The organism is bacterium, assembly GCA_021372615.1.
Classification (GTDB): Bacteria; Armatimonadota; Zipacnadia; order Zipacnadales; family UBA11051; genus JAJFUB01.
On sequence record JAJFUB010000022.1, the window covers coordinates 48,561 to 68,371 of the forward strand.

Annotated in this window: 17 protein-coding genes and 2 pseudogenes; 9 read left to right on the top strand and 10 right to left on the bottom strand. The window is 69.0% G+C overall.

All coding sequences use genetic code 11. The features are described 5' to 3' along the window. The first annotated feature begins 9 nt into the window (after window positions 1-9). Window positions 10-471, top strand: a pseudogene (locus LLH23_03605) (hypothetical protein). 304 nt (window positions 472-775) lie between these two features. Here LLH23_03605 and LLH23_03610 read toward each other — a convergent pair. Continuing rightward, window positions 776-919: pseudogene (locus LLH23_03610) on the bottom strand (energy transducer TonB). A gap of 335 nt (window positions 920-1,254) precedes the next feature. Between LLH23_03610 and LLH23_03615 the strand changes: the two are divergent. Genes LLH23_03615 through LLH23_03645 form a run of 7 tightly spaced genes read left to right on the top strand, consistent with a single transcriptional unit; the run spans window position 1,255 to window position 8,097 of the window. Next, window positions 1,255-1,875 (top strand): site-2 protease family protein, encoded by a 621-nt coding sequence (locus tag LLH23_03615; GenBank protein ID MCE5237560.1) that lies wholly within the window; start codon window positions 1,255-1,257, stop codon window positions 1,873-1,875. A 26-nt stretch (window positions 1,876-1,901) separates the two neighbouring features. Beyond that, a complete protein-coding gene (locus tag LLH23_03620) occupies window positions 1,902-2,975 on the top strand; it encodes a glucose-1-phosphate thymidylyltransferase (protein ID MCE5237561.1) in 1,074 nt (357 codons plus the stop codon). Next, window positions 2,975-3,775 (top strand): segregation/condensation protein A, encoded by an 801-nt coding sequence (locus LLH23_03625; protein ID MCE5237562.1) that lies wholly within the window; start codon window positions 2,975-2,977, stop codon window positions 3,773-3,775. Before LLH23_03620 ends, LLH23_03625 begins: the two co-directional genes overlap by 1 nt. 40 nt (window positions 3,776-3,815) lie before the next feature. Beyond that, entirely contained in the window at window positions 3,816-4,640 is an 825-nt protein-coding gene (gene scpB, locus LLH23_03630) for an SMC-Scp complex subunit ScpB (GenBank protein MCE5237563.1), read from the top strand. A gap of 26 nt (window positions 4,641-4,666) precedes the next feature. Next, window positions 4,667-5,998: a D-alanyl-D-alanine carboxypeptidase gene (locus tag LLH23_03635; protein ID MCE5237564.1), complete on the top strand. Its 1,332-nt coding sequence runs from the start codon at window positions 4,667-4,669 to the stop codon at window positions 5,996-5,998. Beyond that, window positions 5,880-6,638 (top strand): rRNA pseudouridine synthase, encoded by a 759-nt coding sequence (locus tag LLH23_03640; GenBank protein ID MCE5237565.1) that lies wholly within the window; start codon window positions 5,880-5,882, stop codon window positions 6,636-6,638. The genes LLH23_03635 and LLH23_03640 overlap by 119 nt, the downstream gene beginning before the upstream one ends. A 1-nt stretch (window position 6,639) precedes the next feature. Continuing rightward, window positions 6,640-8,097 (top strand): HD domain-containing protein, encoded by a 1,458-nt coding sequence (locus LLH23_03645; protein MCE5237566.1) that lies wholly within the window; start codon window positions 6,640-6,642, stop codon window positions 8,095-8,097. A gap of 3 nt (window positions 8,098-8,100) precedes the next feature. Here the strand turns inward: LLH23_03645 and LLH23_03650 are convergent, their stop codons facing one another. From LLH23_03650 to LLH23_03685, 8 genes are all read right to left on the bottom strand, one after another. After that, on the bottom strand, window positions 8,101-9,585 hold the full coding sequence (locus LLH23_03650; protein ID MCE5237567.1) for a 5'-nucleotidase C-terminal domain-containing protein: 1,485 nt from the start codon (window positions 9,583-9,585) through the stop codon (window positions 8,101-8,103). A gap of 49 nt (window positions 9,586-9,634) precedes the next feature. Continuing rightward, entirely contained in the window at window positions 9,635-10,090 is a 456-nt protein-coding gene (locus LLH23_03655; GenBank protein ID MCE5237568.1) for a DMT family transporter, read from the bottom strand. After that, the gene (locus LLH23_03660) at window positions 10,087-11,700 is read right to left on the bottom strand and encodes a hypothetical protein (GenBank protein MCE5237569.1); all 1,614 of its coding nucleotides are present in this window, start codon (window positions 11,698-11,700) and stop codon (window positions 10,087-10,089) included. The genes LLH23_03655 and LLH23_03660 overlap by 4 nt, the downstream gene beginning before the upstream one ends. A 194-nt stretch (window positions 11,701-11,894) precedes the next feature. Next, a complete protein-coding gene (locus LLH23_03665; GenBank protein MCE5237570.1) occupies window positions 11,895-12,632 on the bottom strand; it encodes an ABC transporter ATP-binding protein in 738 nt (245 codons plus the stop codon). Continuing rightward, window positions 12,629-13,915 carry a TolC family protein gene (locus tag LLH23_03670; GenBank protein MCE5237571.1) on the bottom strand — a complete coding sequence of 429 codons (1,287 nt, stop codon included), beginning with the start codon at window positions 13,913-13,915 and terminating at the stop codon, window positions 12,629-12,631. Before LLH23_03670 ends, LLH23_03665 begins: the two co-directional genes overlap by 4 nt. Next, on the bottom strand, window positions 13,908-15,134 hold the full coding sequence (locus LLH23_03675) for an ABC transporter permease (protein ID MCE5237572.1): 1,227 nt from the start codon (window positions 15,132-15,134) through the stop codon (window positions 13,908-13,910). Before LLH23_03675 ends, LLH23_03670 begins: the two co-directional genes overlap by 8 nt. Before the next feature lie 29 nt (window positions 15,135-15,163). Next, window positions 15,164-17,035, bottom strand: a complete 1,872-nt coding sequence (locus tag LLH23_03680) for an efflux RND transporter periplasmic adaptor subunit (GenBank protein ID MCE5237573.1) — start codon at window positions 17,033-17,035, stop codon at window positions 15,164-15,166. 44 nt (window positions 17,036-17,079) lie between these two features. Continuing rightward, window positions 17,080-17,568, bottom strand: a complete 489-nt coding sequence (locus LLH23_03685) for a MarR family transcriptional regulator (GenBank protein MCE5237574.1) — start codon at window positions 17,566-17,568, stop codon at window positions 17,080-17,082. Between the two features lie 288 nt (window positions 17,569-17,856). Here LLH23_03685 and LLH23_03690 point away from each other — a divergent pair, with 288 nt between their 5' ends. Further along, window positions 17,857-18,288 carry a hypothetical protein gene (locus tag LLH23_03690; protein MCE5237575.1) on the top strand — a complete coding sequence of 144 codons (432 nt, stop codon included), beginning with the start codon at window positions 17,857-17,859 and terminating at the stop codon, window positions 18,286-18,288. Between the two features lie 71 nt (window positions 18,289-18,359). On the opposite strand, the gene LLH23_03695 is transcribed toward LLH23_03690, so the two are convergent. Further along, the gene (locus tag LLH23_03695) at window positions 18,360-19,757 is read right to left on the bottom strand and encodes an adenylosuccinate lyase (protein MCE5237576.1); all 1,398 of its coding nucleotides are present in this window, start codon (window positions 19,755-19,757) and stop codon (window positions 18,360-18,362) included. Window positions 19,758-19,811: the final 54 nt, after the last annotated feature.

Below are 19,811 nucleotides of genomic sequence, written 5' to 3' on the forward strand. Positions count from 1 at the left end.
GCGAGCGAGATGCGGATTGCGCTGACGGAGCGAGTGGCGGCCGAGCATGCGGCACGCCTGGCGCAGATCGGGAGGCTGGCAGCCGAACTGGGCCTGCCGGCGTATCTCGTCGGCGGGCCGGTGCGCGACGCCCTCCTGTGGCGGGCGTCGCTGGACCTGGATGTCACCGTGGAGGGGGAGGCGGCGCCGCTGGCCGAGCGGCTTGCCGAGCACTTCGGGGGCCGCCTGACCGCGCACGAACGCTTCGGCACTGCCGTCGTGGAGATGCCCGGGTGGCATCTCGATGTCGCCACCGCCCGGCGCGAGACGTATCCTCAGCCGGGGGCACTGCCCGTCGTCGAGCCGGCTGGCCTGGAGGAGGACCTGCGGCGGCGCGACTTCTCGTACAACGCCATGGCGCTGCGCCTGGACCGCGACCCGGGGCTGTTGTGCGACCCGCTGCGCGGCTTCGCTGACCTGCGCGCGGGTCTGACGCGCGGGCTGCATGAGCGCACTTTCGTGGACGACCCGACCCGCATCCTCCGCGCGGGTCGCTATGCGGCGCGGCTCGGGTGTCGGCTTGAGCCGGAGACACGCGGCTGGCTGGACCAGGCCGTGGCCGCGGGGGCGCTGCGGACGGTGACCGGGCAGCGCCTGTGGGGCGAGTTGTCGCGGTTGCTCGCCGAGCCGACTGCCCCGGAGGCCGTGGGCCTGCTGGGGCGCTGGGGCGCGCTGGAGCGCCTGGGGCTCACAGGTTCGGGCAGCGTCGAACTGCGCGTGCTGCACGTGGCGCAGCGGGACCTGGGGCTGGGGGACTGGGACCGGGCCATGGCGGCGCTGGGGCTGCTGTCCGGGGCGTGCATGCCGCACCGGGTGACGGAGTTTGGTCTGTCGGCGGCGGAGGCGACGGCTGCCGGGGCGGCGGCAGAGGCGGTGGCGGCGCCCCCGCAAGGCGTCTTTGCACCGGGCACGAAAAATAGTACACTCTATGAGGCTCTGGCCCCGTTGGCGCGGGCGGCGCTGGCGGCGCTGTGGGTCCGTCTCCCGGCTTCGCGACCCGCGCTCGAGCGGTTCCGCAGGCTGGCGCCACAACTGGACATTGACGGCCACGTCCTGGAGGCCGAGGGGTTCACACCGTCCCCCGGGTTCAGGGCGGCGCTGGAGGCAGCCCGCCGGGCGAAGCTGGACGAGGGAGCCGACCGCGCGCAGCAGTTGGCGGCGGCGCGGCAGGCGCTGCAGCACTGGCAGGCCGAACACGGATTGTAGACTACAGATATGCTGTATCCCTTGTTGCGAGGCGAGATCGGTCTCGATGTGTTCCTGTCGTGGCTCCTGGCCATGGCGATCGGTCTCACCGTCCATGAGTTCTGCCACGCCAAGCGGGCCGACATGGCGGGGGACCGCACGCCGCGCCTCAATGGTCGCGTGACCCTCAACCCCCTGGCCCACTACGACCTGATGGGCACGACGATGCTGCTGGTGTTCGGCTTCGGGTGGGGCAAGCCGGTGCCGATCAACCCGCTGGCCTTCCGCCACCCGCGGAGCGACACGATCGCGGTGTCGCTGGCGGGCGTGGTCAGCAACATGGTGATTGCCGTCCTGGCGGCGCTGCCCATCCGTCTGGGCCTGTCGGGCGCATACACCATGCCGCTGGCGGTCATGGTGTACCTGAACCTGATCCTGGCGGTGTTCAACCTGATCCCGGTGCCGCCGCTGGATGGGTCGCACGTGCTGCAGATGCTGCTGCCACTGAGGCTCCACCGGCGGGTCGAGACCTTCTACGCCCGCAACGCCCAGTGGCTGTTCCTCGCCCTGCTGGCCCTGGTCTTCACCGGCATCGTCGGGTTGCCGGTACGGCTGTTGTTTGTGCTATTCACCGGATTGCCGTCCATCTAGCCGCGCGTGAAGGGGTAGACCTGCACTTGAGTGATGACCTGAAGGCTGTCGTACTGTGCGCCGGGGAGGGCACGCGGCTGCGTCCGTTGACCTTCTCCAAGCCCAAGCATCTGCTGCCGGTGGCGGGTAAGCCGCTGCTGGGGCACGTGCTGGACGCGCTGGCCGCTGCCGGAGTGCACGAGGTGGGCCTGGTGGTGGGCTACCTGGCCGAGGCAGTGCAGGGCTACGTGGGCGACGGCGAGCAGTGGGGTGTGACGGCCACGTACATCCGACAGGAGCACCCGCTGGGGCTCGGCCATGCCATCAAGCAGGCGGAGGGCTTCCTGGACGGGGCGCCGTTCCTGGTGTACCTGGGCGACAACCTGCTGGGCGACGGCATCACGTCTTTCGTGGATGACTTCCGCGCCGGGAACGGGGACGCGGCGCTGCTGCTCAAGGAGGTGCCGGACCCCCGGCGCTACGGTGTGGCGGTGGTGGATGAGCAGCGGCGGGTCACGCGCGTGGTCGAGAAGCCCGCCCAGCCGCCCTCGAACCTCGCGATCGTCGGCGTTTACGCCTTCCAGCCGATCATCTTCGACGCGATTGACAGCATCAAGCCCTCGCCCCGCGGCGAGCTGGAGATCACCGACGCCATCCAGCACCTGATCGAGCAGGATCGCGTGGTGAAGGCGGGCCTGGTGGCGGGCTTCTGGGAGGATGCCGGAGAGCCGGCGGCCCTGCTGGTGGCCAACCGCTTCTACCTGGACCGGACCGTCACCGAGACCCGGGTACCGCTGCGGAACGGCTGTACGCTGTCCGGACCGGCCAGCGTGGGGCCGGGAACGCGCATCACCAACAGCCGCCTGGAAGGCCCGTGCCTGATCGGCAGCAACTGCCACGTGGACAACTGCGTGATCGGGCCGTACGCGGCCATCGGGGACGGCTGCGACATCAAGGACAGCCGTGTCGAGGATAGTATCATCCAGCAGAAGTGCCAGATCACCGGCGTGGCGCTGCAGCACTCGGTGCTGGGTGAGCGGGTCCAGATCGGTGGCGGGGAGACCCCCGAACGCCCCCTGCACATGGTGCTGGGGGACATGGCGCAGATCAGGATGCTTTGATGGCCGCGACGACCACACGCAAATCCAAAGCCAAGCAGGCCGGCGAGCAGCCCCAACTGGCGCTCTTCAGCGGCTTCCCCGTGAGCATCGAGATCTTCGAGGGCCCGCTGGACCTGTTGCTGCACCTCGTCCGTCGTGAGGAAGTGGATGTGGCCGAGATCAGCATCGCCTCGATCACCGGCCAGTACCTGACGTACCTCCACACCATGGAGGAGCTGAACATCCACTACAGCGCGGACTTCGTCGTGATGGCCTCCTCTCTGATGCTCCTCAAGTCGCGCTGGCTGCTGCCCATCAACCCGGCCGGCGAAGCCGAGGAGGAAGTCGTCGAGGAGGCCGTCGAGGACCCCGAGGCGCAGTTGCACCGACGGCTGCAGGAGTACCGCCTCTACCGCGACGCCGCCGAGATGCTCGAGGAGTCCCACCGCCTGCGCAGCCGCATCTTCCTGCGCTCCGGCGACGAGGCCGAGATCGGCACCGGCTTCGTCAACCTGGAAGATGTCTCGGTGTTCGACATGATCGCGGCGGTGCAGGAGATGCTGCTGCGGGCCAAACCCGACCCGCCGGCTCGCATGCGCCGGCCAGCCGTGACCGTTGCCGACCGCATTGACGACATCCTGCTGCAGCTCACCGCCGAGAAGCGTCCGCTGGCCTTCAGCGAGCTGATCGTCATGCCGGCCACGCGGCTGTTCATCATCGTCACCTTCCTGGCGATTCTCGAGCTGGTGCGCCGCCGCCGGGTGCGCATCAGTCAGTCGCGCCCGATGCGCGACTTCGCCGTGGAGCTGGCGAAGGCGTAGGGCGCGAACCGGACCACTTCCTGTCAGACTGGTAGCCATCATGGATCGCGAAGAGAACGTGGGCGGGGCGCAGGTAGACGAGGGCACAGAGGCCCCGAGGGCCGACGACGCCGCGACGGATGCGGCGTTGGCCCCGGAACCTGACGCGACGCCGCCCCCTGCCGAGGAAGAGACGCCGGCCGACGAGGCCGCTGCCCCCGCTGCCGAGGCGGTGGAGCCCGAGGGTGCCTCGCCGGCCGACGAGGCCGAGGCGCCCGCCTCCCCCCCCGATGACGGGGAGTTGCTCTGCGCGCTGCAGTGCCTGCTGTTCGTTGCCGGGGAGCCGCTGCCTGTGGACCGTCTGGCCCAGGCGCTGGGGCAGGAGGTCACCGATATCCCCGGGCTGTGCGACCGGCTCAATGAGCATCTGGAGGGCCAAGGATTGCATGTGGTGCAACTGGCGGGGGGCTATGCCCTGGCCACACGCCCAGAGTTCGCCGACTACGTGCAGCGCCTGCTGGAGCCGGAGCCCGAGCGACTGTCCATCCAGGCGCTGGAGACGCTGGCCATCATCGCCTACCGACAGCCGATCACCCGCCCGGAGATTGACGCGCTGCGCGGCGTCAATTCCGGTGGCGTGGTGACCTCGCTCCTGGAGAAGGGTCTGCTCCGCATCAGGGGCCGCAAGGATGCGCCGGGACGCCCGTTCCTGCTGGAGACGACGGCACACTTCCTGTCCTCCTTCGGGCTGGGCGACCTGTCCGACCTGCCGCGGGTGGACTTGCCGGAGATCGGCGAGACGACGCAACAGCCGCGCGTGTTGGGCGAGGCCCTCGAGGAGTTGGCGGCGACTCAGGAGGAAGCGCCATCCGTACCCGAGCAGTAGTTCTCTGTTTCATCTGGATTGGTCTGGTGTGCCAGGTCCAGGCCGCGGAGAAGCCGGGGGTCAAGAAGCTGACGCCTCCGTTCGTTGCGGGGCGTCCCGCAACGAAGGGCGTCGCCGGGCAGCCGCCGGCCAAGGCGCCTCTGCCCCCCTGGAAGCCCGTGCCACCGGTGCGCGGCGCCGACCCGGTCCTGTCGGCCCAGGCGGCCATTCTCCTGGACGCGCAGACCGGCCAGGTGCTGTGGGAGCACAACTCCACAGCGCGCATGTATCCGGCCAGTCTCACGAAGATGATGACGGGGCTGCTGGCAGTGGAGACCCGGCGGCTGGAGCAGGTCCACTACGCCAGCGAGACCGCCGCCAAGACCGGGGAGAGCAGCATCGCCCTGCAGAAGGGCGAGGCGTTGAAGCTGCAGCAGGTGCTGCGCGCGGCGCTCATCAAGTCGGCCAACGATGCCACCGTGATGGTGGCCGAGAGTGTGGCGGGGTCGGTGCCGGCGTTCGTGCAGATGATGAACGGCCGAGCGCAGGCGATGGGCCTGACCGACACGCACTTCACCAACCCGCACGGCCTGCACGACCCGGACCACTACTCGACTGCGGCCGACCTGGCGCGGATCGCACGCCAGGGGATGCTCAACCCGACCTTCGCGCGCATCGTCGGCACCCGCGAGGCAGTCATCCCCTGGGCCGGCAAGCCCTGGATGCGCAAGCTCGTGAACCGGAACCGCCTGCTGCTGCGGTGGGACGAGTGCGATGGCGTGAAGACCGGCTACACCAAGCACGCGGGGCGGTGTCTGGCGGCCTCGGCGACCATGGACGGCTGGCGGCTGATCTGCGTCGTCCTCAAGTGCCGTGACTCCTGGAGTGACGCGGAGACGCTGTTGCGGTGGGGGCCTCTCAACTACCAGCGGCAGCGCGTGGCGGGGACCGGAGACACCTTCCGCGTGCCGGTGCGCCGTGGCGCGCGGCGCTCCGTGGAGGCCCGGCCGCAGGCAGACCTGTACGTGGTCGGGCGCTGGGACCAGACCGTCTCGACGGTGGTGCGCGAGGACGGAACCTGCGAGGCGCCGGTGGAACCCGGGCAGGTCGTGGGCCGGCTCACGACGACGACCGGGGCCTCGGTGCCATTGGTTGCCGCCGAGCAGGTGCCGCTGTCGCTGTGGGCGCGTCTGAGTGACGTCAAGGTACCGCAGGCCGGCGCGGGGCTGGTTGTGCTGCTGGCTGCAGGAGTGTTGCTGCATGGAGCGGGTGCAAAAACTGCTCGCACGCGCCGGCGTCGCCTCGCGGCGCGAGAGCGAGAAGCTGATCGCCCAGGGCCGGGTGACGATAGACGGACAGACAGCGCACCTGGGGAGTAGAGCCGACCCCGCCACCCAGGTCATCGCCGTCAATGGTAGACCGCTGCGCCTGGCGCAGGGCCATCACTACCTGGCTCTCCACAAGCCCGTCGGCTTCATCTCCACACGCCGCGATCCCGAAGGCCGCCCCACCGTCATGTCGCTCATCCCCGAGCGCCTGCGCAAGCTCGTCTACCCCGTCGGGCGTCTCGATGCCGACTCCGAGGGGCTGCTCTTCCTGTTCGACGACGGCGACCTCGCCAACGCTCTCACCCACCCCCGCTTCCATGCCGCCAAGCTGTACCATGTGCTGGCCGCCGGTAACATTGGCCCCAAGGCGATTGCCCAGCTGCGGAAGGGCATCGTGCTCGAAGACGGCCCCACGGCGCCGGCGCATGTCAAGGTGCTGTCACGGCTGGCCGACGCGACGGTGGTGGAGATCACGCTGCACGAGGGGCGCAAGCGCCAGGTGCGGCGGATGCTCGAAGCGGTGGGGCACCCGGTGCGGCGGTTGGTGCGCGTCGCCATCGCCAGCGTGGAGCTGGGCGACCTCCCGCCCGGGCAGTGCCGCGAGCTGACACCCGCGGAAGTGGAGCGGCTCCGACGAGCGGTGGAGGGACGGGGTGGAGACGGCGCGGGCAGAGGGGGCCAGCGGCAGTGACATGACCCGCGATCCCCTGCCGGCCATCCTGGAGGTCTGGCGCGCCGAGCCCGTGCACGAGCACGTGGAGTGGGTGGCGCGGGAGTTGGGGCGCCCGGTCTACCTCGTTGGCGGCGCCGTGCGCGACGCGCTGCTGGGACACCGGGTCGAGGACTGGGACCTGGCCGTCGTCGGGGCCAGCGAGGTCGCCGCACAGTTGACCGAGCGCACCGGGGGACGGCTGGTCAGCCTGCACGAGCGGGTGCCGTGCTTCCGCATCGTCCTCGACCGGCGTCGCCCCCGGTACTGCCTCGACATCAGCGAGCTGCGCGGCGACATCGTGACCGACCTGACCACGCGCGATGTCACGATCAACGCCCTCGCCCTCGAGCTGCCCTCCCACGCACTCCTGGACCCTCTGAACGGCCTGGCTGACCTGCAGCGGGGCGTACTGCGGGCCGTGTCGCTGGCGAACCTGCAGGCCGATGCTCTGCGCTGCTTGCGGGTGTACCGGCTGTATTCCGAGCTGGACTTCCGCATCGAGCCCCAGACCCGCGCCTGGTTGCGGCAGGTGGCGCCGCTGGCGCCGACGTTGCCGGGCGAGCGCCTGGGGGAGGAGATGCTCAAGACGCTGGTGCCCCCGCGCGCGACACAGGCGGTGCGGCTGATGGATGAGGACGGCCTGCTGGGCCACCTGATCCCGGAGATCGAGCCCACCCGGGGCGTCGGGCAGGGCGGGTATCACCACCTGGACGTGTGGGGGCACACGGTTGAGGTGGTGGCGCAGCTCGAGGAGATCATCCAGTCCCCCCGACAGCACTTCGCCCTGACGTGCCACGAAGTCGAGCGCTACCTGCAGCACGCGCGCCGAGCGCCGGTGCTGCTGTGCACGGCCCTGCTGCACGACCTGGCCAAGTCCGAGACGCGCACGCGCGATGCAGAGGGCTGGTGGCGCTTCTACGGCCACGACCACGTCGGCGCGGTCCTGGCCCGCAAGATCGGGCGCCGCTTCCGCATGCGGCGTCACGACCTGGACATCGTGTCGCTGCTGATCGCCAACCACCTGCGCCCCCTGCAACTGGCCGCCCTGGAGTTCCCGCAGGATGGCCGGGAGCCCCAGGAGATCACGCGGCATGCGCTGGTGCGGATGCTGCGGGCCGTGCACCCACACGGGCCCGGGCTGTTCCTGCTGGCGCTCGCGGATGTCCGCGCCTGCCGCGGACCGGCCACGATTCCCGCCCTCCAGGAGCGTCTGGCCGGAGTGCTCGACGGGATGCTGCAGCGGTACCTGGACTGGCAGCGGGAGCGGCTGGCCCCGCCACTGCTGACGGGCAGGGACCTCATCGCGGCGGGGTACGAGCCGGGCGAGCGGTTCGGCGAGGTGCTGGCGGCCGTGGAGGAGGCACAGATCGAGGACCTGGTGAGCACGAGGGCGGAGGCGCTGGCGTTCGCGCGGCGGATGCTGGGGGACGCGCCGTAGGCGCTACGGCAGGCGGATGCGCCCCTCCACCTGCGGCGCGACCGGCTGGTGGGCGCCGAGGTAGTCCAGCACGAGCTGACTGAGCAGCACCCCGACCATGCGCACATTCCGTCCCTGCGTGAAGGCCGTGTAGCCGTTGCCCCCCGAGGCCAGGAAATCCACCGTCGCGACCTTGTAGGTCTTGTCGGCCTGCAGCGGGCTCTCCCCTACCTTGATGTCCTCGGCGGCGCCGTTGCGGATGGTGAAGCTGAGGCCGGAGACCTGCAGGAAGCCCCCGTTGTCCTTGTCAGCAGTGCCCTTGGCGTTGAACTGCAGGACCTCGCCCAGAGCCTGGCCGCTCAGCTCCAGCGTGACCAGCTCGTTGTTGAAGGGCAGCACCGTCAGCAGCTCGCCCAGGGCGATCGGCCCGGCGTCTATGCCGGCGCGGATGCCGCCGCCGTTGACGAGCGCGACCTCGGCCTCGCCTCGCTCGCGCATGGCGTCGGCGATGAGGTTGCCCAGGTTCGTCTCACGGCTGCGCACCGCCTCACGCTCCCCCTCCAGCGGGCACCCCGCCTGCCCGACGACCTGCGCCATCCGCTGCTCCAGCTTCTCGGCGTACTGCTTGACGACGGCGGCCACGTCCTTGCGCTCCGGCACCTTCTCGGTCACCGGGCGCAGGAAGCCGCGATGCTTGACGATGCGCCCGTCCTCGACGTAGGCGTCGAGCTGGCCGAGGTACTGGCTGTACGCGCCGGCCTGGCAGATGAGGGTCTGCCCAACCTGGCGCGGCTGCTGCAGCACCGTGTGGCTGTGCCCGCCGATGATGACATCAATCTCCGGCACGGCCTCGGCCAACTTGAGGTCGCCCCCGAGGCCCAGGTGGGTCAGGGCGATGATGAGCTTCACGTTCCCGGGCAGGCGGGCGATCTGCTGCCGCATGGTCTGCGCGGGGCCAGTGAAGTCCACGCCGACGGTGTTGCCCGGGGCACTCTCGGTCTTGGTGTCCGGGGTGCTCAACCCCACGATGGCCGCGGTCTCGACGCCGAGCTTTCTGAGGGTGATGCCCGAGCCCGTCAGCATGGCGTTGTCCCGCATCACGTTGGCCGACCGCACCGGGAACCGCGCCTGCTCGCACCGCAGCAGCAGGTTGCCTATTCCGAAGTCGAACTCGTGGTTGCCCAGGGCCATCGCATCCGTCTGCATCAGGTTCAGGCAGGTGAAGTCGGGCTCGCCCTGGTAGACTGTCGAGAGCGGGGTGCCCTGGAGGATGTCCCCGGCTTCCAGCAGTAGCGTGGGGATGCTGTGGGCGCGGTTCCAGGCGCGCGTCTGCTCGACCATGGTGGCCATGCGTGCCAGGCCGCCCTTGCTGTGGCCGGCCTTGTCCGGGGCGTCGGGCAGCAGATGGCCGTGGAAGTCGTTGAAGTGCAGGAGGGTGACGTACTGGCCGGCGAGAGCCGGGGCGGTCAGCAGCAGCAGAGCAGCAAGGGCAAGTCGCATGGCGCGCATAGCAGTCACTCCCGGTTCCTGAGGTGGGCGCGTGACAGGCGCCCGCTCCCTACTTCCCGTTCAGCACGCCCGACACCAACATCAGCCCCCCGATGATCATCAGCGTTCCGACCACCTTGGCCACCGTCAGGGGCTCCTTCAGCAGCACCACCGCCAGCACCATCGCGATGACGGGATAGCTGGCCGTGAAGGGCACCACCCGCGAGGCATCGGCGTACCGGAGCGCGGCGTAGTATGCCTGCTGCCCCACCAGCGCCGCCAGGAGTCCGCCGCCCGCCAGTCCCAGCAGGTTCGCGGGGGCCACTTCCGACAGCCGCCGCAGCTCCGGCAGAATGCCCGACGCCAGCCCGAAGGCCCAGACCGCGACGGTGGCCACGGTCAGCCGCACCATAAGCCCTGCCAGCGGGCTCACCTGGCCGCCGCGCATGCCGAACTTGTCGCAGATCGCCGCCGCCCCCCACGCCAGCATGGCGATGACCGCGCCGATCAGTGCCTGCCGGTTCATTGCGCCCGTACCAACTCCCGGACCGCCGGCCAGAGCTGCGCGTAGATGCCGTACAGCTCCTCGTACTGCGCGTGCTTGGCCGGGTTGGGGTAGTATGACTCCTTCTCCTGCACCAGAGTCTCGGTGGCCTCGACGAGGGAGGCATACGCGCCGGTGGCGACGCCCCCGAGCATCGCGCCGGCCAGGCAGCCGCTCTCGCTCACGTTGGTCGTCACGATCTCCTTGCCGGTGATGTCGGCTTTGAGCTGCAGCCACAACGGGCTGCGGCTGCCGCCACCCGTGACGCGCAGCCGATCCACGTTCACCCCCGCCGCCGCCAGCGACACGATGTTCAGGTTGATCTCGTAGCAGGTGCCCTCCAGCAGGCCCTTCACGAAGGTCTTCTGGTCGCAACTGAGTGTGAGGCCGAAGATGCCGCCGCGGGCGAGCGGGTCCAGGTACGGCGTGCCGGAGCCGGCGAAGTACGGCACGGTGAACAGCTTCGTAGGCTCATCGGGCAGGTCGGCGAGGATGAGGTCGTACACGTCCTGCCCGGCCGCCTCGGCTTGCTGCTTCTCGGCGGCGCAGAAGTTGTCGCGGTACCACCGCAGGACGCTGCCGGCCGAGTAGTTGAAGGCCAGCGAGCAGTACAGGTCGAGGGCCACATGGGGGTAGCAGCAGTAGTTGTGGCTGCGCATGGCCTCGGTGAGCACGGGCTGGTCGAAGGCGACAGTGATGCACTCGACCGTGCCTATGCCGTCCACCGCCAGCCCCTCCTTGATAACCCCGGCACCGAGGGCGTTCATCGGCTGGTCGTGCCCACCGGCGACGACGACACAACCGGTAGGCAGACCCAACCCAGCAGCCACCGCGGCCGACAGCTCACCGACGACCTCGCCGGGCTTGATGGGGTCGGCGAAGAGGTCGGGAGTCAACGGCGTCCCCCCCCTGCCCCCCCCGGAAAGGGGGGGTAACGGCAGGCGTGGCGGCCCCTTCTGTTCCCCCCCCTTCAGGGGGGGGCAGGGGGGGGACGCCGCCTGCAACATCTCCTCCGACCACTGCTTGCGCACCACGTCGAAGGCCATGGTCCGGCCCGCGAGGGAGTAGTCGAGGCGCGGCTCCAGGCCCAGCTGGTAGTAGATCAGGTCGGGCCACAGCAGGTACTTCCAGACCTGCGCGTGGATGTCCGGGTGTGTCTGGGCCATCCAGACGATCTTGGGCAGCGTGTAGCTGGGGTGGGCAGGCATGCCGGTGATCTGGAAGATGCGCTCGGCACCCAGGGCCTCCTCGAGCGCCTGCGCCTGCGGCACCGCGCGGCTGTCGGGCGACACGATGCTGTTGTACAGGAACCTGCCGTCCTTGGCGATGGGCGTGAAGGTCTCGCCCATGGCCGAGATGCTGAGGGCGCGGACCTCCGTGTCGGCGGCTCTGGAGAGCCGCGCTCCAGCGGCGGCCTCGGCGATGACTTCCTTGACGCCCTGCCACACGCGGGCCGGATCCAGCTCGATCCACCCGGCTTGCGGGTAGATCTCCGGGTACTCGCGGTAGGCGCGGGCTAGCTGGTTGCCCTCGACGTCGAAGACGACGGCCTTGCAGCCGGTGCTGCCTACATCCAGGCCCATGAGTGCCATGCGGCGTCACTCCCTGTTGCGTGCTCAGTGCCGGTCGGCGGTGTTACGTTGTGCGGTTGGGGTATTCCGCCCGTGGGGCGAGGGGTCCTTCCGGGGAGGGCGAATCAGCGGGGCGACGGGCGGACGGACGGCAACGCGGGCAGGCGAGGCCGCCTGCCCTACTGTGGGATGAGGACGACTTCAGGCGCCCGACGCTAAGTCGCCGGCACCTGCACCCTCGCCTGCGCCTGGACGGGATTCTCGACGATGGTCTCCTTTTCGACCAGGCCGTCGCGGAAGTGGATGATGCGCTGGGCGTGCTGGGCGATGTCCGGCTCATGGGTGACGATGATGACCGTGTGGCCCTGCCGGTGCAGGCCCTGCAGGATAGCCATGATCTCTTCGCTCTGCGCGGTGGCGAGGTTGCCGGTCGGCTCGTCGCCCAGGATGATCTCGGGATCGTTGACCAGCGACCGGGCGATGGCGACCCGCTGCTGCTGCCCGCCGGATAGCTCGCGGGGCTTGTGCCCCATCCGGTCGTGCAGGCCCACCGCGCTCAGGGCCCTCTCGGCGCGTTCGCGGCGCTCGGCCTTGCTGGGGCGCGCGAGGCTGTACATCATCGGCAGCTCCACATTGCGGAGCGCCGTGGCATTGGATAGCAGGTTATAGGCCTGGAAGATGAAGCCGATCTTGCCGTTGCGCACGTGCGCCAGCTCGAACTGGTCCATGTGCGATACGTCAACCCCGCCGATCAGGCACTTGCCGGCGGTAGGGCGGTCCAGACAGCCGATCAGGTGCATGAAGGTGGACTTGCCGGACCCCGAGGGGCCCATCACGGCCACGAACTCGCCGGGCTGAATGGCCACCGTCACGCCACGCAAGGCCTCCACGACCACGTCACCCATGTGATACGACTTGTGCAGATCCTCTGTTGCGATCGCGGCCTCGGTCATGGCTGGGCCTCCGCCTCGGGCAGCGGCAGCGTGGCCATCTCTCGCTGCAGGGCGATGACCGCGACCTGGTAGTCGAACCGGGCGCGCACGAGGTCCGCCTCGGCGCTGGTGAGGTCCTGCCGGGCGGAGGTCACCTCGATCAAGATGCCGAGGCCCGCACTGTACTTGACCTCGGCGGCTTTGAGCCGGGCCGTTGCGGCCGTCAGGGCCTCCTCACAGGCCTTGATGCTCTCAGTGGTCCGCTGCAGCTCGATCAGCGCCGTCTGCACGGCCAGCGTCGCCTCATTGCTCAGGTTCCGCAGGCTTGCCTCACTGCCGGTCAGGTTGGCCTCGGCAGTGCGCTGGGCGGCGGCAGTGTAGCCACCGTCGGCCAGCGGCCAGGTGAAACCGGCGGTGAGGTCCCACGAGGAGTTGGCGTCGTCCCAGTCGGCGTAGTCCTGGGCGGCCTGGCCGGTGACTTCCAGAACGGGCCCACGCGCGGCCCGGGCCACACGCACGGCGGAGCGCCGTGCCTGCACGGTCGCGCGCTGGGCCTGCAAGTCCGGGCGCTTCTCCAGGGCCATGGCCACGGCGTCGGCCTCGGCCGGCACGGTCTGCTCGGCTCCCATCAGGGCGGGGGCAAGCTGCAGATCGGTCGTGTACGGCAGGCCCATGTCGGTCTTGAGGGTAGCCATGGCCGTCCGCACGGTGCTGCGCGCCTCGATCAGGCTCAGCCGCGCCCGGGCCAGGTCGTCATCCACGGTGTGGATCTCAACGGCCGCCACGGAGCCCTTCTCGATCTGCATGGCGACCTGCGCCCGGTGCTGCTCGGCATACTCCACGCCAGCCTTCGCGACGCCGACGAGTTCTGCGGCAGCCAGCACGGCGTAGTAGTCGTCGGCCACCAACTGGGCCACGCTCAGCCGCGTGTCGCCGTGCGAGGAGATGGCGGAGGCCACGTTGGCCTTGCTCTGCGCTACGCTGTCCTGCCGCCCGGTCTTCCAGAAGGTCATGTCCAGCGTCAGGCTCGCGTCATTGTCGGTGGCGCTGTTGCGGCCTCGTGAGCCGTGCAGGCCTTCGGCGGCACTGAGGCCAAGCTGCGGAGAGTAGCTGCTGCGAGCTTGACGCAGACTGTTGCGTGCCACGGCGACGTCCTGCGCCGATGAGACCAGTTGTGGGTTGTGAGCCAGGGCCGTGCGGATGCAGTCTTCGAGCGTGAACGCCTGGCCGGACTGCTGGGCGAACGCCGGCACGATACTCGCCAGCACCGCCAGCAGAAGAGCACTCAAGAGGGTTCTATTCATATCGCAACGCCTCCACAGGATCCAAATCTGCAGCCTTCTGCGCCGGCAGCAGACCGAAGACAACGCCGACCGCCGCCGCGAACCCGAACGACAGGAAGACCCACGGCGGCGACACGGCGCTATTGAGGCCGAACAAGCGCACCGTGAATGCGGTGCCGATGCCGAAGACGACCCCGAGCACCCCGCCGGCGAGGCTGAGGGTCATGGACTCGATGAGAAACTGCAGCATGATGTCGCGCGGGGTGGCCCCCAGCGCTTTGCGCAACCCGATCTCGCGCGTGCGCTCGGTCACCGACACCAGCATGATGTTCATGATGCCGATGCCCCCGACCAGCAGTGACACGATGGCGATGGACGAGAACAGCAGCGTCATGATCTGGTTGGTGGCCTCAGCGCTCTGCACGATGTCGGCGGCGGCCATGATGCGGAAGTCGTTGTCGTCGCCGTCCTTGATGCGGTGCCGCTGGCGCAGCAGGGCCGTGACCTCGGCCTTGACCTGGTTCGCCCGTGACATGTCGGCGGCCAGAGCGGTGATGCCGTTGACACTGTCCTTGGCCCCGGTCATGCTGCCCACCAGCCGGTAGATGGCTGTGTTGATGGGGACATAGACCGTGTCATCGGGGTCGAAGGGGCCGGTGGAGCCCTTCTCATTGCAGACGCCGATGATCGAGAAGGTCATGCCCTTGAGCCGGAGCGACTCGCCGACGACATACTCGCCCTTGCCAAACAGGTTCTCGACGACCGTGGGCCCCAGTACGGCGACCTTGCGGCGGCGGCGGCTCTCCTCGGCAGTGAAGAAGCGTCCCTGGGCCATGGTGAGCTTGCCGACGTCCAGGTAGTTGTCGCCCACACCTTGAACGCTCGTGCTGGTGTTCTGGTTGCCAGCCTGCACCTGCATCGAGGAGCTGACCTGGGCCGACACGGCCGTGACGCCGGACACCTCTTTGCCGATGGCGGTAGCATCCTCCAGGGTGAGCGTGGCGGCCGAGCCCATGCCGCCCCCGATCGCTCCCCGCCCCTGGCCGGGCATGATGCGGAGCGAGTTCGTGCCCATCGCCTCAAACCGGGCCAGGGTGGCGGCCTTCGCCCCGGCGGTCAGCGACACGGCGCCGATGACCGCACCCACGCCGAAGATGATCCCCAGCATCGTCAGCGCCGAGCGCAGGCGATTGGCCAGGATCGCCTCGAAACAGAGCTGAACAGCTTCCCAGACCGACATTACGACTTCTCCTTCGTCCGCCCTTTACCCTACTTCGACGATGACTTCAGGAACCCGCCGCCCATGCCTGGCGGCGGGCCACCCATGTCGGAGCCGGTGTTGGCGCCGAGCTGCGGGAGGATGACCTGATCGCCCTCGTTCAGGCCCGACACGATCTCGGTGGTCTCATCGCCCTCCAGGCCGACCTCGACCATCACGACGCGCGCGGAGGGATCGCCGGGGATGGTCACGGTGGTCTTGCCGTCGCGCTGCCGGATGGCGCGCGTCGGGAGGGTGAGCACGTTGGTGCGCTCGCCCACCAGGAAGGTGCAGGTGGCGCTCAGGCCCGGCAGCAGACGCTTGTCGTGGTCCAGGACCTCAATCTCCACCGGCACGGTGGTCACGTTGGAGGTTGTCGAGGCCTGCGGGTCCACGCGGGTCACTTTGCCCTTGAGCACCTTGTTGGCCACGGAGTCGACCTCGATCTCCACCTGCTGGCCGACGGAGATGTCGGCCAGGTCGGTCTCATCCACGTCCACGTCCACGTACATGGCGCTCAGGTCGCCCAGCGTGACAATCGAGGTGCCTTCGGACACGCCCGACCGCCCGGAGTTGACGATGGTGCCCTCTTCCACATCCTTCGAGAGGATCACGCCATCGCGGGGGGCGGTGATGGTGGTGTAGCTCAGCGTGGTCCGCGTGTCGTTGACTTCAGCGGCGGCCTTCGCCAGTTGCGCGCGCTGGCTCACGACGGCCTCGGCCTTGACCCGCACCTGCATCGCGTCCGCCTTGGCGTTATCGAGCGCGGCCCGCGCCTTCTTGACGGCCTGACGCGACGCCGCCAGCTCCTCCGCCTGATCCTGGTCCAGGGTCGCCCACTGGCGCTGGGCTGACGCCAGGTCGGCCTGCGCTTGCTGCAACTGGGCCTCCGTGGCGCGCTTTTCGGAGCCCTGGTCGTCATCGAGCGAGGTCCACTTCTTCTGTGCCGCGGCCAGAGTCGCCTGCGCCTGGTCCACGTCCGCCTCGGCGGCGCGCAGCTCGGCGGCCTGGTCGTCAGCCACGGTCCGCACGACTTCCTGCGCCTCGGCATAGGCAGCGCGAGCGCTCTCGCAGGTGTCCTCGGCCGTCTCGAGGCTGCTTTGCGACAGGTAGCCCTTCGCGTTCAGCTCGCGCGAGCGCTTGAGTTCCTTCTCGGCCACGGACAGGGCGCTCTTGGCCTTGTCCAGGGAGGCCTTGGCCTGCACCGACGCCTGTGGGTGCTGGGCCTGCTTGAGGCGCTTGACGGTCTCCTGCGCTGAGCGCAGAGAGGCCTGCGCCTGGTCAAGGCTGGCCCGGGCCGAACTGCGGGACACCGGGTGGGTGGAGACGTTCATGCGGCTGAGGTTCTCCTGGGCTTCACGCACGGAGGCTTGCGCCCGGTCCAGGCTCGCGCGGGCATCGGCCCGATCGCGAGGTTGCGTGGAGGACTGCAGCCGCTTGAGGTCGGCGACCGCGCTGTCGTAGGCCGCCTGGGCCTGCGCGATGGTCGAGCGCGTCAGGCGGGGCTGGGCCTGGGCTTCGGCCTGGGCCTGCGACAACTGCGCCTGGCTGCTCTGCATGTCCGCCACGGCCTGGCTGTAGGCGGTCTCGGTGTTGGTGGGGTCAATCTTGGCGATGAGGTCGCCCTTCTTCACCTTGTCGCCGACGTCCACCGCCAACAGGATGACCTTGCCGCCCGCGTCGGATTTGACGTCCACGCTCGTGAGCGCCTTGAGGGTGCCGTCGGCGGTGACGGTCCGCCGGACCGAGCCCCGCTCGACCTTCACAAGCTGCGGCGCCGCCGTCTTGGTGCGCTTGGCGTTGCGCTGGCGTACGACCAGTACCGACGCTACCACCGCCACTACGACGACAATCCCGACAACCAACAGAATGCGCTTTCTCATGTTCTCACCACTCGTCTGACGTTCGCGTTGTACTGCGGCGGCGGTCAGCGCGTCGGCGCCTTCGGTGGAGCCGCTGCCTTCCGACGTTCGGCGTATTCGCGGGCAGCTTCGCGCAACAGGGCCAGGCTCTCCAGTACTCGCTGCAGGTCGTCGTCGCTCAGCCCCGACAACATCTCACTGACCCGTGCTCGCTTCTCCTGGCTGTGCCGCTCATGGTTGTGGCGACCCTTGGCCGTCTCGCTGACCCGCACGACTCGCCGATCATGGGGATCCGGCTTCCGCCGGACCAGTCCGTGGGACACCAGGCCATCCACCAGCACTGTCACCGTGCTCGGATGCAGTTGCAGCGCCTCGGCGATCTCCGACATGGTGGGGTTCCCCAGGTGGGCGATCGTGTGCATGCAGTGCATCTGCCCCATCGTGATGTTCAGCTCACGGCTCGGCGGGGTCTCCGGACGGAGGGCCTTGCCAAAGATGTCATGGAACAGGTCATCTATGGCGGCGATGCTCTCATCACGCGACTTCGCAGCCATGGCTTCCTCCTATGCTTGTATACCTAAATATTACATCACTCAAACTATTTTACGGAACAATTAGTTCCCTGTCAACGTCGGATCTGCGTCGGAACCCAGCGGGGCACTGCAGTACGCTCCGGGGGTGGGCAGGCCGTCCCCGGTACAGAGACGTTCCGCCGGCAGGGAAGGATTCCCTGCATTGGGCACACGCCACTGTAGCGGCCACCGCGCCCTCGGGGCACCCGCGGCCCCGTCGTTCCGAGGCACACAGCTTCCAGACGCGCGGAGTCCAAGGAGGACGGACGTATGAGCAGCAGACGCATCGTGATGACCGGAGGAGTCGCACTCGTCGCACTGGGTCTGGCCGTACTGGCTCTGGCCCAGCCCGGGGGATTCGGAGGCCCGCCGCCCGGTGGCGGCGGAGGTCGTTCCGGCGGTCCTGGCGGAGACATGCAGGCGATGAACTACCTGGAGAAGGCCTGGACTGCCGTCTCGTTTCAGCTGGGGTGTACCGCCGAGCAAGTGGGGACACTCAAGCCGACCTTTGCCGCCGAACTGACTGCCCGGGATCAAGCCGTCGCGGAGGCGATGAGAGACCGCGACATGGAGGCGATGCAGAAGGCGCAAAGCGCGTGCAAGAGCAACCTCAACGCCAGGCTCAAGGAGGTGCTGTCTGACGACCAATGGCAGAAGCTGCAGAAGCTGACCAAGCCCCTCGGTCCCCCGACGGAGGGCTAGCCTGTTCCCCCGCCGCCCGGCCGGTCCACCGGCCGGGCGGTCCCTTCTCAGACGCAAGCCCCCCCCGACGGCTACGCCAACCCCAACTCACTCGCCCAGTAGTCGCACACCCGGTCGGTCTTCGCGACCGCTGCCCCCAGGTACTTGGCCGGATCGCGCAGGACCGCGCGCTGCGCGTCAGTCAGCTTTGTCAGCCACGGCTGTACCTCCGCGTCGGCGAAGAGCACGTCCTCGAGGGGGCGGCCTTCCTTCTGGGCCTGGAGGGTCAGCTTGCGCATCGCCTCGTGGGCGTCGGGGTGGCCGAGCGCCGCGAGCAGGATGTAGGCGGGCTCAGCCGCCACCATGCCCTGGGTCAACTCGAAGTTCACGCGCATCCGCTCCGGGTCGGACACCAGCTTGCCCATGGTGCGGCTCAGGCGCCGCGCCGACGAACATAGGGCCACGATGACCTCCGGCACAAAGCGGCCCGAAGCGGAGTTCGTCAGGTCGCGCTGGTGCTCGGAGAGCTGGTCCATGTAGACCGTGACCATGCGCGGCATGAACTGCTTCCACATGCTCTTGACGTTCTCGAAGTTGATCGGGTTGCGCTTGTGGGGCATCGTGGACGAGCCGACCTGGTCGGCCGCGAAGACCTCCCCCACCTCCCCGATCTCGGTGCGCTGCAGGTGGCGCATGTCGTCTGACAGGCACGCCAGCACGCCCAGCGCCGACACGAGCGCATGGACGTAGTCGGCGACGAACTCGGCCTCGACGATCTGCGTGGAGTGCATCGAGGGCAACAGGTCCACTTCCGCGAGGACCTCGCGCTCGAACTCGATGGGGTCATCGAAGCACAGGCTGGAGGCGTTGTAGGCGCCGACCGCGCCGCTGATCTTGCCGCGCATGTCGGCGGCGGCGCGCTGCAGCGCCTGGATACGCCCGCCCAGCCGGCTGACATACTCGGCGACGGCGAAGCCGAAGGTGATGGGCACGGCGTGCTGGCCATGGGTGCGACCCATCTGCACCGTCTCGCGCTCCCGGCGGGCGAGGGCGATAAGGGTCTCCTCGAGCTTGAGCAGATCGGGGATGACGACCTGCAGGGCCGCTTGCTTGAGCCGCCAGGCCGTGGCCGTGTCCACGACATCGAAGCTGGTGAGGGTGAAGTGCACGTACGGCCGGGCGGCGTCGCTGACGCGGGCCTGGATGCTGTTGACCAGCGCCCGGGTGTTGTGCTGGATGCGGGCCTCCTCGGCCGCGACTTCCTCGGGCGTGACCTGGGCGGCGGCGGCGGCGACTTCGTCGGCCACAGTTTCCGAGCAGATGCCGCGCCGAGACAGCACGCGCGTGGCGGCGGCCTCGACCATCGCTTCAGAACGCACACGCCCACGCTCGGTCACGAAGGGATCGAGGGCCTGCTGCAGCTTCTCGTCCTGGCCGTAGTAGCGGAAGTCGAGGGGTGAGACATTGTCGAAGATGGTGCGGTCGGGCATGGGGGGCTCCTCTATGAGTCGGCGGGTGCCGCGCCGTGTGCGGCGGGCCCCGCC

Coding starts and splice junctions, on each gene's coding strand:
- LLH23_03625 (MCE5237562.1), top strand. CDS start 2,975: ATGGCCGCGACGACCACACGCAAATCCAAAGCCAAGCAGGCCGGCGAG.
- LLH23_03670 (MCE5237571.1), bottom strand. CDS start 13,915: ATGAATAGAACCCTCTTGAGTGCTCTTCTGCTGGCGGTGCTGGCGAGT.
- LLH23_03645 (MCE5237566.1), top strand. CDS start 6,640: ATGACCCGCGATCCCCTGCCGGCCATCCTGGAGGTCTGGCGCGCCGAG.
- LLH23_03675 (MCE5237572.1), bottom strand. CDS start 15,134: ATGTCGGTCTGGGAAGCTGTTCAGCTCTGTTTCGAGGCGATCCTGGCC.
- LLH23_03695 (MCE5237576.1), bottom strand. CDS start 19,757: ATGCCCGACCGCACCATCTTCGACAATGTCTCACCCCTCGACTTCCGC.
- LLH23_03680 (MCE5237573.1), bottom strand. CDS start 17,035: ATGAGAAAGCGCATTCTGTTGGTTGTCGGGATTGTCGTCGTAGTGGCG.
- LLH23_03665 (MCE5237570.1), bottom strand. CDS start 12,632: ATGACCGAGGCCGCGATCGCAACAGAGGATCTGCACAAGTCGTATCAC.
- LLH23_03650 (MCE5237567.1), bottom strand. CDS start 9,585: ATGCGCGCCATGCGACTTGCCCTTGCTGCTCTGCTGCTGCTGACCGCC.
- LLH23_03690 (MCE5237575.1), top strand. CDS start 17,857: ATGAGCAGCAGACGCATCGTGATGACCGGAGGAGTCGCACTCGTCGCA.
- LLH23_03660 (MCE5237569.1), bottom strand. CDS start 11,700: ATGGCACTCATGGGCCTGGATGTAGGCAGCACCGGCTGCAAGGCCGTC.
- LLH23_03655 (MCE5237568.1), bottom strand. CDS start 10,090: ATGAACCGGCAGGCACTGATCGGCGCGGTCATCGCCATGCTGGCGTGG.
- LLH23_03615 (MCE5237560.1), top strand. CDS start 1,255: ATGCTGTATCCCTTGTTGCGAGGCGAGATCGGTCTCGATGTGTTCCTG.
- LLH23_03685 (MCE5237574.1), bottom strand. CDS start 17,568: ATGGCTGCGAAGTCGCGTGATGAGAGCATCGCCGCCATAGATGACCTG.
- scpB (MCE5237563.1), top strand. CDS start 3,816: ATGGATCGCGAAGAGAACGTGGGCGGGGCGCAGGTAGACGAGGGCACA.
- LLH23_03640 (MCE5237565.1), top strand. CDS start 5,880: ATGGAGCGGGTGCAAAAACTGCTCGCACGCGCCGGCGTCGCCTCGCGG.